Consider the following 16,194-nt stretch of genomic DNA (forward strand, 5'->3'; position numbering starts at 1 on the left):
GGGCTCCACGGAAGGCCCACCATGGCGCAGCCAGCCACCCCCACGAGCACCGCCGCCACCACCCCCGTCGTCCAGATGAGGGGCATCACCATCGAGTTCCCGGGCGTGCGCGCCCTCGACGGCGTCGACCTGCGCCTCTTCCCCGGCGAGGTGCACGCCCTCATGGGCGAGAACGGCGCCGGCAAGTCCACCCTCATCAAGGCCCTCACCGGCGTCTACTCCATCGACGCCGGCCAGGTGCTGCTCGACGGCGAGCAGGTGCACCTCAAGGACCCGGGCGCGGCGCAGGCCGCGGGCATCTCCACCGTGTACCAGGAGGTCAACCTCTGCGCGAACCTCTCGGTGGCCGAGAACGTCATGCTCGGCCACGAGGTCCGCCGTGGCCCGTTCGTCGACTGGCGCGCCACCCGGCGCGCGGCCCGCGAGCAGCTGGCCCGCCTCAGCCTCGACGTCGACCCGCGCTCCCTGCTGGAGTCGCACACCATCGCCGTCCAGCAGCTGGTGGCCATCGCACGCGCCATGGTGGCGGACGCCAAGGTGCTCATCCTGGACGAGCCGACCTCCAGCCTCGACCGCGCGGAGGTCGACGAGCTCTTCCGCGTGGTGCGCCAGCTGCGCGACTCCGGCGTCGCGGTGCTGTTCGTCTCCCACTTCATGGACCAGGTCTACGCGATCTCCGACCGCATGACGGTGCTGCGCAACGGCAAGCTCGTCGAGGAGCGCCTCACCCGCGACCTGCCCCGGCGCGACCTCATCTCCCTGATGATCGGGCGCTCCGGTGACGAGCTGGCCGGCGTGGAGGAGACCGCCAAGGCCGCGATCTCCCTGCACGAACCCGGGGCCCAGCCCCTGGTCTCGAGCTCCGCGGTCGGCCGCGCCGGCTCCGTGCAGCCCTTCGACCTCGACCTGTACCCGGGTGAGATCGTCGGCTTCGCCGGCCTCCTCGGCTCCGGGCGCACGGAGGCCGCTCGGCTGCTGTGCGGGGCGGACCGCCCCGACACCGGGCGCCTCGAGGTGGACGGCGCTCCCGCGCGCCTGGCCACGCCGCTCGCGGCGCTGCAGCGCGGGCTGGCCTACTCCACCGAGGACCGCAAGAAGGAGGGCATCGTCGGTGACCTGACGGTCCGCGAGAACATCGCGCTCGCGCTCCAGGCGCGGCGCGGCGCGTGGCGGCCGATCCCGGCGAAGGAGCTCGATGACATCGTCGCGCGGTACATGACCGCGCTGAACATCAACCCGAAGAACCCCAACGCCCTCATCAAGAACCTCTCCGGCGGCAACCAGCAGAAGGTGCTGCTGGCGCGCTGGCTGGCCACCGACCCCCGTCTGCTCATCCTCGACGAGCCCACCCGCGGCATCGACGTCGGCGCCAAGGCGGAGATCCAGAAGCTGGTCGTCGAGCTGGCGCAGCAGGGGATGTCGGTGGTCTTCATCTCCTCCGAGCTGGAGGAGGTGCTGCGCCTGTCCCAGCGCGTCGTGGTCATGCGTGACCGCGTCAAGGTCGCTGAGGTGGTCAACGGGGACGACGTCACCACGGAGACCGTGCTGGCCACCATCGCCGCCGAGCCCACCGACGGGCCCGCCGCCCCGCACACCCCGTCTCCCCGGACCTCGAAGGAGGGGGCCGCATGAGCGCCACCCCGAGCGGCACCGTCGGCTGGGCCCGGCGCGTCGTGGGCCACACCCTGTTCTGGCCCACCGCGGCGCTGGTGGCGCTGCTCGTCGCCTGCGCCGTCGCCAGCCCCGGCTTCCTGGACATCACCGTCCGCGAAGGAGCGCTGGTCGGTCAGCCGATCGACCTGCTGCGCAACTCGGTGACACCGCTGCTGCTGGCCCTGGGCATGTGCCTGGTCATCGCGACCGGCGGCATCGACCTGTCCGTCGGCGCGGTGATGGCCATCTCGCTGGCCGTCTCCCTGACCTACCTCGACGGTGCGACCGACCCGACGAACCCCGTCACCGTGGCCACCGCTGTGGTGCTGGGCCTCGTCCTGGGCGTGGCCGTCGGAGCCTTCAACGGCACCCTCGTCACGGTGCTGGGTGTGCAGCCCTTCATCGCCACGATGATCCTCATGGTGGCCGGCCGCGGCATCGCCATGCTCATCACCAAGGGGCAGATCACCACCGTCACCAGCCCGCCGTTCAAGGCCCTCGGCGCCGGCTCCGTGCTGGGACTGCCCCAGGCGGTGGTGATCGGGGCCGTGGTGTTCGCGCTCGTAGCGCTCGTGGTCCGGCGCACCGCCCTGGGCGTGCTGCTGGAGGCCATCGGCGTCAACCGCGAGTCCGCACGGCTGTCGGGGGTGCGCGCCCGCAGCACCACCTGGACCGTCTACGTGCTGGCGGGCGTGCTGGCCGCCCTCGCGGGCATCATCTACGGCGCTCCCACCATGGCCGCGGACGCCAACAACATCGGCCTGTTCTTCGAGCTCAACGCCATCGTCGTGGTGGTGCTCGGCGGCACCAAGCTCGACGGCGGCAGGTTCTACCTGTCGGGCCTGGTGGTCGGCGCGCTGCTGCTCACCACGATCGAGCGAGCGGTGATCATCTTCCAGCTGCCCTCGACCACCACCAACCTGTTCAAGGCGGCGGTCCTCATCGCCCTGTGCGTCGCGGCGTCCCCGCGCGCCCGCGGCTGGCTCGCCAGCAGGCGCACGGCCAGCAGCGGGCCCCGTCGTCCCGAGGCCGCCGCCACCACCACCCAGCCGTCGTCGTCGCCCTCCGGCGCGTCCACGGCGTCGTCCTCGCGGGCGTCCTCGGCGCCGCCGCGACCGTCCACCACCACCAGGGAGGTGGGAGCGTGAAGCTCCGCCGGCTCGACGCCCGGTACCTGCCCGTCGCAGGGACGCTGGTCACCCTGGTGGTGCTGCTGGTGGTGGGCCAGGCCCGCTACAGCACGCCCCGCCAGGACTTCATCTCGATGAAGCTGGTCTCCAACCTCCTCATCGACAACTCGTTCCTGCTGGTGCTGGCGGTCGGGATGACCTTCGTCATCCTCGCCGGTGGCATCGACCTGTCGGTCGGAGCGGTGGTGGCGCTCGTCGGCCTCACGGTCGCCCAGCTGTTCATCGCCGGGTGGCCGGCCCCCGTCGTCGTCGTCGCCGGGGTCCTGGTCGGCACGGCCTGCGGGACGATCATCGGTGTGCTGGTGCAGTACTTCGACGTGCAACCGTTCATCGCCAGCCTGGCGGTGCTCTTCCTCGCCCGCGGCGCGGCCACGGTGCTCGGGACCCGGTCGCTGCCCATCGACGACCCGACCTTCTCGGCGCTGGCCTCGTGGAGCATCAGGTTCGGGGAGGGGCGCACGTCCTGGCGCATCACCGCGAGCATCCTCATCGCGCTCGCGGTGCTGGCCATCGCCTACCTCGTGCTCCACCACACCCGCTTCGGGCGCACCGTCTACGGCCTGGGCGCCGCGGACCGCGGGAACGCCGTCAACCTCATGGGCCTGCGCGCCGACCGCACCCGCGTGTGGGTCTACGTCATCAGCGGCACCTGCGCCGGCGTGGCCGGCATCCTCTTCGCGCTCTACACGAAGTCCGGCTACAACCTCACCGGCGTGGGCATGGAGCTCGACGCCATCGCCGCGGTGGTCATCGGCGGCACGCTCCTCACCGGCGGCTACGGCTACGTGCTGGGCACCGGTGCCGGCGTGCTGGTGTACGGCCTCATCCAGGTGCTCAACTCCCGCGAGGGGCTGGAGTCGTGGTGGACCCGCGTGGCCATCGGCGCGGTGCTGCTGGCCTTCGTCGTCCTCCAGCGGGTCATCGCCGTGCGCCGCCGTCCCGCGGCCCGCGCCGTGGACGCCAAGGCCCCCCCTGCTCCGGTGCCAGCGGCCTGAGAGCAGCCCCCCAGACGTCCCGGGTCCGTCCCCCAGTGGCCCGGTGGCGGCACGGCCCCACCTCCACCGCGCGAGCGGCGGGGGTGGGGCCGTGTGGTGCCGGTCACCCCGTCACCCGCGCGGGTGACAGGGCCTGTCAAGGCGGTCCGCCGGCCTGCCGATCACGCGGGGGAGACGGTGCAGAGAGACGCCGTCTCCCGGTGGAGGACGCGCGTGGTGGTTTTCGAGCAGCTGCAGGAACCCGAAGGGCTGCGCGAGCGCCAGCGGCTGCTGCTCGCCGAGTGCGACCTGCTCGAGCCCGACGACGACGCGGACCTGGCCGCTGCTGCGCGCGTCGCCGCAGCCCTGACCGGGTACCCGGTGGCCATGGTCAACGCGCTGCTCCCGCTGGAGGCGTGCTCCCTGGCCCGCCAGGGCGATGGGCCCGTGGCGATGGTGCGCGAGGAGTCGCTGTGCCACCGCGCGAGCCTCGTGGGCGGGCCGGTGGTCTCCGGCGACTGCACCACCGACCCCCTCTTCGCCGACCTGCCCTGGGTGGATGGACGGCTCGGTGCCGTGCGTCGCTACGCCATGGCACCCCTGCAGGTGGACGGCCTCGTGGTGGGCACGCTGTGCGTGCTCCACGAGGAGCCCGGTGACGCGCTCGGCGAGGAACCGTTGGCGCGGCTGGTGGACCTGGCCGCGATGACGTCCTCGCTGCTGGAGCGCCGCCGCGAGGCCCGGCGGGCCAGGGCCGCTCGCGAAGAGCACGAGCAGGCCCGCGCCTTCGACGCCGCGCTGCTGCAGTCGTTGCCCGTGGGGGTGGCCGCTGCTGACGCTCACGGGCACCTCACGCACTTCAACGACGCCGTCCGGGACTGGTACGGCGCCCCTGCGGACGCCGATGCCGCAGCTGGTCCTGACGACTCGTCCGCCCACTTCGAGCTCTTCGAGGCGGACGGCGCCACACCGCTCGCGCCCGCGCGGGTGCCGCTGCAACGCGTCTTCACCGAGGGGTCGGTGACCGGTCAGGAGTACGTCCTGCGCCGGGCCGGGGCACCGCCGCGCACCCTGTCCGGCTCGGGCACGCAGGTGCGCGACAGCGGAGGACGGCTGCTGGGCGCCGTCGTCGTCCTGAGCGACGTCACCGAGCAGCGCGCCCTGGAGGCGCAGCTGCGCTGCGCGGCCACGCACGACGCGCTCACCGGGCTGCCCCACCGCGCACTGCTCGTGGAGCAGCTCGAGCGGGCGCTGTCGCAGGCGCGGTCTGACGGTCGCGCGCCGTCGCGCGTGGCGGTGCTCTACTGCGACCTCGACGGCTTCAAGGCCGTCAACGACGGGCACGGCCACGCCGCGGGGGACGCGGTGCTGCTCGCCGTCGCCGGGCGCCTGTCCGCGGCGCTGCGCCCGCAGGACCTGGTGGCACGGCTCGGGGGAGACGAGTTCGTGCTGGTGTGCCCGGGCGTCGCCGACGCGGCGGAGGCCGACGGCATCGCCGCGCGGCTCGCGCGGGAGGTGTCCGCCCCGGTGGTGGTCGACGGCGTGGAGCTGCGCGTGGGCGTCAGCGTGGGCGTGGAGCTCAGCGAGCCCGGTGAGGGCGGTGAGGGCGTCGAACGGCTCCTCTCCGCCGCCGACGCGTCGATGTACGCGCGCAAGCGCGAGCGCCGGGAGCAGCGCGCCGGAGTGTGAACCGCAACCGGACGCCCGGCTGCGGTGCTTCGGGGGGTGGGAACCGCAACTGGACGCCCGGCTGCGAGGAGGGGGCGGAGAGGTCAGGCGAGGATCGCCCGGGTGGTGGCGACCTGCTCGGCCAGCACCCCGGAGATGACCTCCTGCGTGGCGTTGATCTCGTCGACCACGGCGCTGATCTCGTCCAGCCGGGAGATGACGCCCTCCGTCTGCTCCTGGATCAGCCGCACCCGCTCGTCCACCTCCGTGGTGGCGCGGGCGGTGCCGTTCGCCAGCTCCTTCACCTCCCCGGCGACGACGGCGAAGCCCTTCCCCACCTCACCGGCCCGCGCCGCCTCGATGGTGGCGTTCAGCGCCAGCAGGTTGGTCTGGGACGCAATGGCCTGGATGGTCGAGACCACCTGCGAGATCCGGGTGCTCGCCTCGCCCAGCCCCGCCACCTCGGCGTTCGCCTCCCGCGTCAGGGCGTGACCGCGCCGCGCGACGGTGGCGGCGGCCGCCACGTTGCGCTCCACCTCCTCGATGGACCCGACCAGCGCGGCACCGGCGGTGGTGAGGCGCTCGCGGGCGGCGATGCGCTCCAGCGCCTGGCCGAGCAGGTAGGCCGTGTTGCGCAGGGCGCTCTCGCGGCTCGGCGCCAGCTCCAGGGTGCGGGTGGCGAAGAAGTCCATCGTCCCGACGACCTCGCCGTCCACGAGCACCGGCAGGCAGACGCCGCTCCTGACGCCGGCGCTGCGGGCGGCGGGTGCGCGCACGCAGTCGGTGACGTCCGCGAGGTCCGGCACGAAGACGACGTCGCGGGTCGACCACGCGCGGCCGGCCACGCCGACGCCGCGCGCGAAGCTGGAGGTGGTGGTGACGCGGCGGAACTCGTCGTTGACGGAGCCGACCTCCTGGCCGAACCGCAGCGCGTCACCGCGCTCGTCGAGCTCCCAGAACGAGCCGTAGTCCCACCCGAAGCCCGACCTCACCGTGGCCAGCGCCAGCCGGACCGCCTCGGCGGAGTCGGTGGCGCGGGACAGGGTGCGCAGCACGGAGCTCACGGCCTCGACGTCCTGGTCGGCCTCGCCGCGGCGCTCGTCCTCCGCCACGCGCTCCAGCGCCTGGGAGACCAGCGCCCCGATGGAGCGCAGCGCGTCCAGGCGCTCGGCGCTCAGCTCGACGGTCTCGGTGGTGAAGAAGTCCATGGTGGCGACGACGGCGCCGCCGGAGGACAGGGGGAAGCACACGCCGCTGCGCACGCCGGAGCGCTTGGCCTCGGGGGCGCGCACGCAGTCCGTCACGTCGCCGATGTCCTCCACGAAGACGAGGTCGCGGCGCTGCCACGCGCGTCCGGACAGGCCGACGCCCTCGCGGAACGACGCGGCGTGGGTCACCTGCCGGAACGCCTCGCTGGTGGTGCCGGAGTCCTGCACGAAGACCAGGGCCGCCTCCGCGCCGGTGCCGCGCACGCGCCAGTACGAGCCGTACGCCCACCCGAACCGGGCGCGGACCGTCTCCAGCGCCGCGCTGACGGCCTCGGCGGAGGTGGAGGCGGAGGTGACGGCCCGGAGCACCTCGACCACGGCGCGGACGTCGGCCTGCGACTCCGACGCCGTGGTCCGCGCCTCGGTCAGGGCGGACAGCAGGGCGGATCTCTTCACAGCTGGTGGTGCTCCCTCGGCGACAGCAGCGCCCAGCGCTGCAGCGGTCCCCCCGACGAGGGATGCATCGGCAGTCCTTGATCACTGCTGGAGCGGTCCGGCCGTGGAGATCGAGAAGGGCCCTGCCTGCCCTTCGGCAGACAGGGCCCTCGGGGGCGCTCGGGGTCAGCCGAGGATGGCCCGGGTGACGGCGACCTGCTCGGTCAGGACGCCGGCGATGACGTTCTGGGTCTCGTTGATCTCGTCGACCACGGAGGTGATCGCTGAGAGGCGCTCGATGACGTCGTTGACCTGGGTCTGGATGAGCCGGACGCGCTCGTCGACCTCGGTGGTGGCCTTGGCGGTGCCGTTGGCCAGCTCCTTGACCTCACCGGCGACGACGGCGAAGCCCTTGCCCGCCTCACCGGCCCGGGCTGCCTCGATGGTGGCGTTCAGCGCCAGCAGGTTGGTCTGGGAGGCGATGGCCTGGATGGTGGCGACGACCTTGGAGATCTGCGCGCTGGACTCACCCAGGCCGGAGACGTCGTGGTTGGCCTCCTCGGTCAGGGCCCGCCCCCGCTCGGCGACGGTGGAGGCGGCGATCACGTTGCGCTCGACCTCCTCGATGGAGATGACCAGCTCGCGTCCGGCGACGTCGAGCTTCTCCTTGGCGGCGATGCGCTCCAGGGCCTGGCCGAGCAGGAAGCCGGTGTTGCGCAGCGCGGACTCGCGGCTGGCGGACATCACCAGGGTGCGGGTGGCGAAGAAGTCCATGGTGCCGACGACCTCGCCGTCGACGACGATCGGCAGGCAGACGCCGCTCTTGACGCCGGCGCTGCGGGCGGCGGGGGCGCGCACGCAGTCGGTGACCTCGGCGAGGTCCTCGACGAAGACGAGGTCGCGGGCGGCCCAGGTGCGCCCGGCCACCCCGACGCCGCGGGCGAAGGTGGCGGTGGTGGTGACGCGGCGGAACTCCTCTCCGACCTGGCCGACCTCGGTGTCGAAGACGAGGGCGTCGCCGCGGGCGTCGAGCTTCCAGAAGGAGCCGTAGTTCCACCCGAAGCCGGACTTGATGGTCTCCAGGGCGAAGCGGACCGCGCGGGCGGGGTCTTCGGCCTTGGACAGCTCGCGCAGGACGGCGTTGACGGCCTCGACGTCCTGGGCGGCCTTGGCCTGGACCACGGACTCGTGGACGCGCTCCAGGGCCTGGGAGACCAGCACCCCGATGGAGCGCAGCACGTCCAGGCGGCGGGGGGAGGGGTCGAGGGTGACGTCGGTGAAGAAGTCCATGGTGCCGACGACCTGGCCGTGCTCGACCACGGGGAAGCAGACCCCGGAGCGGACCCCGGCGCGCAGCGCGACGGGGGCGCGCACGCAGTCGGTGAGCTCGGCGATGTCCTTGATGAAGACCAGGTCGCGGGCCTTCCAGGCGCGCCCGGACAACCCGACGCCCTCGCAGAAGGAGGCGGAGCGGGTGACGGCGCGGAACTCCTCACCGGTCTGGCCGGACTCCTGCACGAAGCGCAGCTCTGCACCCGGGCCCTTGCCCTCGACCTTCCAGTAGGAGCCGTAGACCCACCCGAACTGGGTGCGCACGGCCTCCAGGGCGGTGCTGACGGCCTGCTCGGGGGTGGTCGCCGCGGCGACGGCCTTGACCACCTCGACCACGGCGCGCACGTCGGCCTCGGCCTCGGCCGCCGAGGCGACGGCCTGGTCCAGGGCGCTGGTTCGGCCCGAGCGCTTCATCGACGTCTCTCCTCTGGTGTGCGACACCCCACGGCCGCGATGTGAGGATCATCGGCGCCTCGGGAGATCACCTGTAGCGCGCGATCCTCTCGTCCACCGAGAGGACGACCGTTCGGGTGCGCGCGTCGCCGGAGCGCGGCTCCTGGCGGTCAGGCGCCTCGCCCACCTCGGCGAGCGCACCGGAGGTCACGTCGTAGACGAACCCGCGCACCAGGTCCCGGTGGGGGAGCGCCGGCTCGGAGCGGATGCGCGCCACGGTGTCGCGCACGTTCTGCTGGACGTCGTCGAAGGCGCCGGCGCTGCGCCACGCCGGCTCTACGCCGGTCTCGTTCCACAGCTCCTCGCGGAACTCCTCACCGTCGAAGGTGGTCAAGGAGCAGCCGGTGTGCTGGACCACCATGACCTCGCGGGTGCTGAGCTTGCGCTGGCTGACGGTCAACGAGCGCAGGGCGTCGTCGGTGGCGAGCCCGCCCGCGTTGCGCAGCACGTGCGCGTCGCCCTCGGACAGGCCCAGCAGCCGGAAGACGTCGATGCGCGCGTCCATGCAGGTCAACACCGTCGTGGCGAGGGCCGGAGGTCCCGGCAGACGACCAGCGCTGAAGGTGGCCGCGTGGTACTCGGCCTGTGCGGCCAGCCGGTCGACGGCGGAGAGGTCGGGCATGCACGGGTGATCGGCGCGGTCCGGGCCCTCCTCGACACCAGCGGCAGCGCATCACCCGTCGGGTGCTGGGTGCTACCCCCGTGAGGGAGACAGATCGAGGGCTCAGGCCCTCGAACGGCCTCTGGGGGGAGGGGTTGGGCCCTCCGGGAGGAGATGATTCGCCTCGTGGGCGAGCTGGCAGCGGGGGGAGCGGCGCAGGCACCGGTGCGCACGTCCGCGCTGCCGTCGCTGCGCCGCTGGCTCTCCGGGTGGCGCACCGGCTCCGCCCGCGTGGTGCTCGAGACGGGCGTCGTCGTCCTGTGCGCCCTCGAGGTGCTGGCCTGGCAGGAGGTCAGGGCCGACAGCTACTTCGCGGTGGCCGCGGCCACGCTCGTGGCGGTGCTCGCCCGGCTGCGCTGGCCGGTGGCGGCCGCGCTGGTGGTCGGGCCGGCACTGGGCTGGACCTCCCTGCTGCTCACCCCTCTGGTGCTGCTCTTCACCGCGGGGCAGAAGGAGCGCCGCGACGGCGTGGTGGTCGCGCTGGTGGTGTGGACGGTGGTGTCCAGCGCCGCCCTCATGACCTGGCAGGACTCCCGCTACCTGGTCTCGGACGGCCCACTGCGCCTCATCACCGACGTCGCCGCGGCCATCGCCATGGCCGCCGGGGCCGCTGGCCTGGGGCGCCTGGTGCGGACCCGCCGGGAGCAGTCGGCGGCGCTGCGGGAGCTGGTGGCCGGCCGTGCGCGCGAGCGGGCGCTCGCCGAGCACGCCGCCCGCGCCGAGGAGCGCGCGCACCTGGCCCGCGAGATGCACGACGTGGTGGCCTCGCAGGTGACGCTCATCGCCGTGCAGGCCGCCGGGCTGCGGATGCTGCCCGACGTCGACGACCGCACCCGCGCGGTGGCGGAGACCATCCGCGCGGCGGCGGCGCAGACCACGCGCGAGCTGCGCGAGGTGCTCGCCGACCTGCGCGGCCCCGAGCAGCTGCACGGCCCCGCACCTCAGGCCCGTGCGGTCTGCCTGGGGGAGCTGGACCGGCTGTGGGCCTCGGCCGGCTGCGCCGGGCAGCTGGTGGTGCAGGTGCCCGACGGCGCTGAGGTGGCGGCGCCGGTGCAGCGCGCCGCCTACCGGATCCTCCAGGAGGGCCTGACCAACGCCGTGCGCTACGCGCCGGGCGCGGTGGTCAGGGCGGGGGTGGAGGTGGTGGCCTCCACCCTGGTGGTGTCCGTGGTCAACGGGCCGCCGCCCGCGTCGTCGACGACGACGGCGGCGGCGGGGGAGGCCCCGGTGCCGCAGCCGGCTGCGCCGGATGCGACAGGGGCGTCGGTGGGCAGGGCGCTGTCCACCGGCAACGGGCTCGTGGGCGTGCGCGAGCGCGCCCAGGCGCTCGGTGGGTACGCGGGCTGGGGCGCCACCGACGACGGCGGCCACCAGCTCACCGCCGTGCTGCCCCTGAAGGGCTGACCCGCCGCACCTCGCCGTCAGCCTCAGACGGTGAAGCGACCGGTCAGCTCCTGCAGCTTGCTGGCCGAGGCGGCCAGGCTGCGGGCGGTGTCCGCGGTCGCCCCGGCCCCCTCGCGGTTCTGGTCGGTGCCGCGGGCGATGTCGGAGACGTTGGAGGAGATCTGCGCGGAGCCGGTGGAGACCTCGGTGACGTTGCGGACCATCTCGTTGGTGGTGGCGGACTGCTCCTCCACCGCGGCGGCGATGGTGGCCTGGACGGCGTCGATGCGGGCGATGACCTCACCGATCTCCGTGACCGCGGTGGCCGCCGCGGAGGCGTCGCCCTGGGTGGCGTGGACCTTGCTGATGATCTCCTCGGTGGCCTGGGCCGTCTGGCGCGCGAGCTCCTTGACCTCCCCGGCGACCACGGCGAAGCCCTTTCCGAGCTCCCCGGCGCGGGCGGCCTCGATGGTGGCGTTCAGGGCCAGGAGGTTGGTCTGCTCGGCGATGGAGGTGATGAGCTTGACGACGTCGCCGATCTCCTGGCTGGAGGTGCCGAGCCGCTCGATGGCGGAGCCGGCAGAGGAGGCGGCGGCCACGGCGCTGGAGGCCATCGCGGAGGCGTCAGAGGTGGCGGTGGCGATCTGGGCGATGGCGGCGGTCATCTCCTCGCCAGCTGCGGCGACGGTGGAGATGGACACCGAGACCTCCTCGGAGGCGGCGGCCACCACCTGCGTCTGGGCGGCGGCCTCCTGCGCGCCCGAGGCCATCTGCGCGGAGACGCTGGACAGCGACGCGGAGGCGGCGGCAAGGGAGCGGGCCTCCTCGCCGATCTCACGCATGGCCGTGCCGAGGGAGGTGACGGTGGAGTCCACGGCGCCGGCCAGCTGGCCGACCTCGTCCTTGGTGGTGAGGCCGACGCGGCGGTCCAGGCGGCCGGCGGCCACGTCGACCATCACCGCCATGACGCGGGACAGCGGGCCGCTCACGGACCGGGACACCAGCAGCGCCATCGCCACGGCCAGCACCATGGCGACCACGGCGCAGCCACCCACGAGCAGCACGGACGTGCGGTAGGCGGCCTTGCCCTCGGCGGCCATGTCGCCCGCGGTGGCCAGCTCGGTGTGGGTGATGGCGTCGATGGCGGCGAAGGCCGCCTTGGCCGGGGGAGTGGCCTTCTCCTTGCGGACCTCGACGAAGCCCTCGGCGTCGCCCGCCTTCGCCAGCGGCACCATCTCGGCCAGAGCCGCTCGGTACTGGGCCAGGGCGGTGGTGAAGGCGGCCTGCTGCTCGCCGGTCGCTGCGGGCTTGGAGTCCGTGTAGGCCTTCCACGCGACGTCGAGGGCGGTGTCGCTCTTCGTCAGCACCTCCACCGCGGCGGTGACGCCGTCGCCCTTGGCGAGGGCGAGGTTGGCCACGTCGAAGCGGACCTGGAGCAGGGCCAGGGACGCGCGGTCCGCGGTGTCGACGGAGACCAGGCCGGAGCTCGCCAGCGAGTCGAGGTCCGCCTGGGCCGACGCGAGGCGCGTGAGGGCCAGGCCGCTGACCACCGCCAGGAGGAGGCAGACCACGCCGAAGCCGGCGAAGAGCTTGTGCGCGATGCGCAGGTCGGCGAGGCGACGGACCACGGGGATCCTCCGGGGTTGCAGAAGAAGGGGTGACTCCTTCATCGGTCGCCGGCGGATCCCCTTGAGGGGATGCGACACCTGTGTCGGTCCCTCTTCATGATCGGCAGGAACCGCCGAGATCTGAACCACCTGTGAACAGCAGATCTGTGGGGAGACCCGGAGCAGGACGACGACGAAGGCCACTGGGCGGCGTGGTAGCGCCGCCCGGTGGCCCTCGTCGAGGCCTCGGAGCCCGACCTCAGACGGTGAAGCGCCCGGTGAGCGCCTGCAGCGCCTCGGCCGAGGCCGCCAGAGAGCGGGCGGTCGCGGCGGTGTGCCCGGCGCCCTCGCGGTTCTGGTCGGTGCCGCGGGCGATGTCGGAGACGTTCGCCGAGATCTGTGCCGAGCCGGTGGAGACCTCGGTGACGTTGCGGACCATCTCCGACGTCGTCGCGGACTGCTCCTCCACGGCCGCGGCGATGGTGGCCTGCACCTCGTCGATGCGGGAGATGACCTCACCGATCTCGGTCACCGCGGCCGCAGCGGCCGCGGTGTCGCTCTGGGTGGCCGAGACCTTGCTGATGATCTCCTCGGTGGCCTGCGCGGTCTGGCGGGCCAGCTCCTTGACCTCCCCGGCGACCACGGCGAAGCCCTTGCCGAGCTCCCCGGCGCGGGCGGCCTCGATGGTGGCGTTCAGGGCGAGCAGGTTGGTCTGCTCGGCGATGGAGGTGATGAGCTTGACGACGTCGCCGATCTCCTTCGAGGAGACCCCGAGCCGCTCGATGGCGTCACCGGCCGAGCTCGCGGCCGTGACCGCGGACGCCGCCATGGACGACGCCTCTGACGTGGCGGTGGCGATCTGCGCGATGGCGGCGGTCATCTCCTCTCCGGCGGCGGCGACGGTGGAGATGGACATCGACACCTCCTCGGACGCGGCGGAGACGACCTGCGTCTGGGTGGCGGCCTCCTCGGCGCCGCTGGAGATCTGCGCGGCCACGCCGGACAGCGCGGACGACGCCGTCGCCAGGGACCGCGCCTCCGCGCTGATGTCGCGCATCGCGGTGCTCAGCGACCCGATGGTCGCGTCCGTGGCGGCGCCGAGCTGGCCGACCTCGTCGCGGGTGCCGAGGCCGACGAGGCGGTCGAGGCGGCCCTGGGACACGCCGGTCATGACCTCGACCACCCGGGCCAGGGGGCGGGTCACCGAGCGCGAGACCACGAGGGCCATCGCCACGGCCAGGGCGACGGCGAGGGCGGCGCAACCCACGAGCAGCGCCACCGCGGCGCGGTAGGCGGACTCGCCGTGGTCAGCGGTGGCGGCCGCCGCTTCGGTCTCGGCCTTGGTGAGGTCGGCCAGCGCGGTGGCGGCAGCCGCGGCCTCGGGGAAGACCTTCTCCGCGCGCTGCTCGACGAAGCCCGAGAGGTCGTTCGCCTTGGCCAACGGGATGACGCCCTCCACCGCAGTGCGCCACCGGGCCAGCGCGGAGGTGAAGGCCTCCTGCTGCGCGGGCGTGCTCGCGGGTGAGCTGCCGCGGTAGGCCTTCCACTGCTCGTCGAGCTTCTTCTGGTCCGCGTCGAGCGTCGCGAGGGCCTTGTCGGTGCCCGCGGCGTCGGGGGTGAGGGCGGCGTTGGCGAGGTCGAACTTCAGCGTCACGAAGGCGGTGGCGGTCTTGTCGACGGCGTCGACGGAGGCCAGGCCGCTCTCGGAGAGCGTGCGGAGGTTCTCTTGCGCCTGCCCGAGCCTCACCACGCCGATGCCTGCGACGGCGACCAGCAGGATGCAGACGACGCCGAAGCCGGCGAAGAGCTTGTGCGCGACCCGGAGGTCGGCGAGGCGACGGAGCACGGAGTTCCCCCGGGGGTTGCAGAGAGAGGACGACGAGTCCTCCATCGGTCTGCATGCGGCCTTCTTGAGGGAGGCACCAGGGAAGTCATGGGCCGCTCTCATGATCGGCGAGATCGGCACGGACTTGAGCAACTCGTGAACAAGTCCGCCAGGCCGAGGGGTGCGCTCACACGGTGAAGCGGCTCGTCAGCTCGGCCAGGCGCGAGGCCGCCGCCGTGAGGTCGGCAGCGGTGTCGGCCGTGTGGGCGGCGCTGTCCTTGTTCTGCTCGCTGCCGGCCGCGATCCCGGCGATGTTCTCCGAGATCTGCCCCGAGCCCACCGACACCTCGGTGACGTTGCGGACCATCTCCGAGGTGGTCGCGGACTGCTCCTCCACCGCGGCGGCGATGGTGGACTGCAGCGCGTCGACCTCGGCGATGACCCCACCGATCTGCAGCACCGCCTCCGCGGCCGCGGAGGCGTCGCCCTGGGTGGCGGAGACCTTGGCGACGATGTCGTCGGTGGCCTTGGCGGTCTGGCGGGCCAGCTCCTTGACCTCTCCGGCGACCACGGCGAAGCCCTTGCCCATCTCGCCCGCGCGGGCGGCCTCGATGGTGGCGTTCAGGGCGAGGAGGTTGGTCTGCTCGGCGATGGTGGTGATGAGCTTGACGACGTCGCCGATCTCGCGGGAGGAGACCCCGAGGCGCTCGATGGCGGAGCCGGCCTGGCCTGCGGCGGCCACGGCGCAGGCGGCCTTGGTGGAGGCGGTGGAGGTGGCGGTGGCGATCTGGGCGATGGCGGCGGTCATCTCCTCTCCGGCGGCGGCGACGGTGGAGATGGAGACCGAGACCTCCTCGGAGGCGGCGGCCACGACCTGGGACTGGGTGGCGGCCTCGTGGGCGCCGGAGGCGAGCTGGGTGGAGACGCTGGACAGGGAGGTGGCGGAGGTGGCCAGGGCGCTGGCCTCGGTGGTGATGTCGCGCATGGCGCTGGCCAGGGCGTCCAGGGAGGTGTCGGTGGAGGCGGCCAGCTGGCCGACCTCGTCCTTGCGGTCCAGGCCGACGCGCACGTCGAGGCGGCCGGTGGCCACGCCGGCCATGACCTCCACCACCTTCCTCAGCGGGCGGGTGATCGAGCGGGAGACCACCACGGCGATCGCCCCGGCCAGCGCCAGCGCCAGCAGCGTGCAGGTGGTGAGGACGGCCACGGCCTCGCGGTAGGTGGCCTCGTCCTTCGCGGCCAGCGCGTCGGCGGCGTCCTGCTCGGCCCGGGTGACGGCCTTGATGGCCGTCAGGGAGGCCTTCGCCGCGGGCGTGGTGGTGGTGTTGCGGGCTTGGACGAAGCCGGCGAGGTCGTTCGCCTTCGCCAGGGAGACCAGCGTCGGCACGCCGCTCTCGAACTGCTGCAGGGACGTCGCGAACGCCTGCTGCTGCTCGGTGGAGCTGGCGGGGCCGGAGTCGAGGTAGGCCTTCCAGGCCGCGTCCAGGTCCGTGAGCGCGGACTCGGTGGCGGCGGCGGCCTCCCGCACCTGCGCGGGGTCGTTGACGAGTGCGAGGTTCGCCAGCTGGAGGCGGACCTGCATGAGCGCGAGGGCGGTGTCCTTGGACGCCACCACGGAGGGGATGACCGACGTGCTGACGGAGGAGAGGTCGTGCTGGGCGGCGCGGAGCTTGACGAAGCTGACACCGCTGACCACGGCGAGCAGCACGCAGACCACGCCGAAGCCGGCGAACAGCTTGGTCGAGACCTTGAGGTCGGCGAGCGTGCGCAGCACGGGGTCCTCCGGGGGACGGTGTGGGGAGACG

General features: G+C 73.3%; 10 protein-coding genes and 1 pseudogene. 5 read left to right on the forward strand and 6 right to left on the reverse strand.

Annotated features, from left to right (window positions below; genetic code table 11):
* Window positions 1–21 precede the first annotated feature (21 nt).
* The 4 genes from FMM08_RS01780 to FMM08_RS01795 all read left to right on the forward strand — a co-directional run bounded on the left by FMM08_RS01780 (window position 22) and on the right by FMM08_RS01795 (window position 5,506).
* Window positions 22–1,632 (forward strand): sugar ABC transporter ATP-binding protein, encoded by a 1,611-nt coding sequence (locus tag FMM08_RS01780; RefSeq protein WP_147924586.1) that lies wholly within the window; start codon window positions 22–24, stop codon window positions 1,630–1,632.
* A complete protein-coding gene (locus FMM08_RS01785) occupies window positions 1,629–2,801 on the forward strand; it encodes an ABC transporter permease (RefSeq protein WP_147924587.1) in 1,173 nt (390 codons plus the stop codon). Before FMM08_RS01780 ends, FMM08_RS01785 begins: the two co-directional genes overlap by 4 nt.
* Window positions 2,798–3,838: an ABC transporter permease subunit gene (locus FMM08_RS01790; RefSeq protein WP_147924588.1), complete on the forward strand. Its 1,041-nt coding sequence runs from the start codon at window positions 2,798–2,800 to the stop codon at window positions 3,836–3,838. Before FMM08_RS01785 ends, FMM08_RS01790 begins: the two co-directional genes overlap by 4 nt.
* A 216-nt stretch (window positions 3,839–4,054) precedes the next feature.
* Window positions 4,055–5,506 (forward strand): sensor domain-containing diguanylate cyclase, encoded by a 1,452-nt coding sequence (locus FMM08_RS01795; RefSeq protein WP_147924589.1) that lies wholly within the window; start codon window positions 4,055–4,057, stop codon window positions 5,504–5,506.
* A gap of 83 nt (window positions 5,507–5,589) precedes the next feature.
* On the opposite strand, the gene FMM08_RS01800 is transcribed toward FMM08_RS01795, so the two are convergent.
* From FMM08_RS01800 to FMM08_RS01810, 3 genes and pseudogenes are all read right to left on the reverse strand, one after another.
* The gene (locus FMM08_RS01800; protein ID WP_147924590.1) at window positions 5,590–7,149 is read right to left on the reverse strand and encodes a GAF domain-containing protein; all 1,560 of its coding nucleotides are present in this window, start codon (window positions 7,147–7,149) and stop codon (window positions 5,590–5,592) included.
* Between the two features lie 165 nt (window positions 7,150–7,314).
* Window positions 7,315–8,874, reverse strand: a complete 1,560-nt coding sequence (locus FMM08_RS01805) for a GAF domain-containing protein (RefSeq protein ID WP_147924591.1) — start codon at window positions 8,872–8,874, stop codon at window positions 7,315–7,317.
* 154 nt (window positions 8,875–9,028) lie between these two features.
* Window positions 9,029–9,535: pseudogene (locus tag FMM08_RS01810) on the reverse strand (beta-class carbonic anhydrase); the annotation flags it as partial.
* Between the two features lie 165 nt (window positions 9,536–9,700).
* Here FMM08_RS01810 and FMM08_RS01815 point away from each other — a divergent pair.
* Window positions 9,701–10,978, forward strand: a complete 1,278-nt coding sequence (locus FMM08_RS01815; protein WP_187279460.1) for a sensor histidine kinase — start codon at window positions 9,701–9,703, stop codon at window positions 10,976–10,978.
* Between the two features lie 23 nt (window positions 10,979–11,001).
* Here FMM08_RS01815 and FMM08_RS01820 read toward each other — a convergent pair whose 3' ends face one another.
* The 3 genes from FMM08_RS01820 to FMM08_RS01830 all read right to left on the reverse strand — a co-directional run bounded on the left by FMM08_RS01820 (window position 11,002) and on the right by FMM08_RS01830 (window position 16,163).
* Complete coding sequence (locus FMM08_RS01820) at window positions 11,002–12,585, reverse strand: methyl-accepting chemotaxis protein (protein WP_255471943.1); 1,584 nt, start codon at window positions 12,583–12,585, stop codon at window positions 11,002–11,004.
* A 238-nt stretch (window positions 12,586–12,823) separates the two neighbouring features.
* A complete protein-coding gene (locus FMM08_RS01825; protein ID WP_255471944.1) occupies window positions 12,824–14,410 on the reverse strand; it encodes a methyl-accepting chemotaxis protein in 1,587 nt (528 codons plus the stop codon).
* Window positions 14,411–14,576: 166 nt separating this feature from the next.
* Complete coding sequence (locus tag FMM08_RS01830; protein WP_255471945.1) at window positions 14,577–16,163, reverse strand: methyl-accepting chemotaxis protein; 1,587 nt, start codon at window positions 16,161–16,163, stop codon at window positions 14,577–14,579.
* Window positions 16,164–16,194: the final 31 nt, after the last annotated feature.

Source organism: Quadrisphaera setariae, assembly GCF_008041935.1.
GTDB lineage: Bacteria > Actinomycetota > Actinomycetes > Actinomycetales > Quadrisphaeraceae > Quadrisphaera > Quadrisphaera setariae.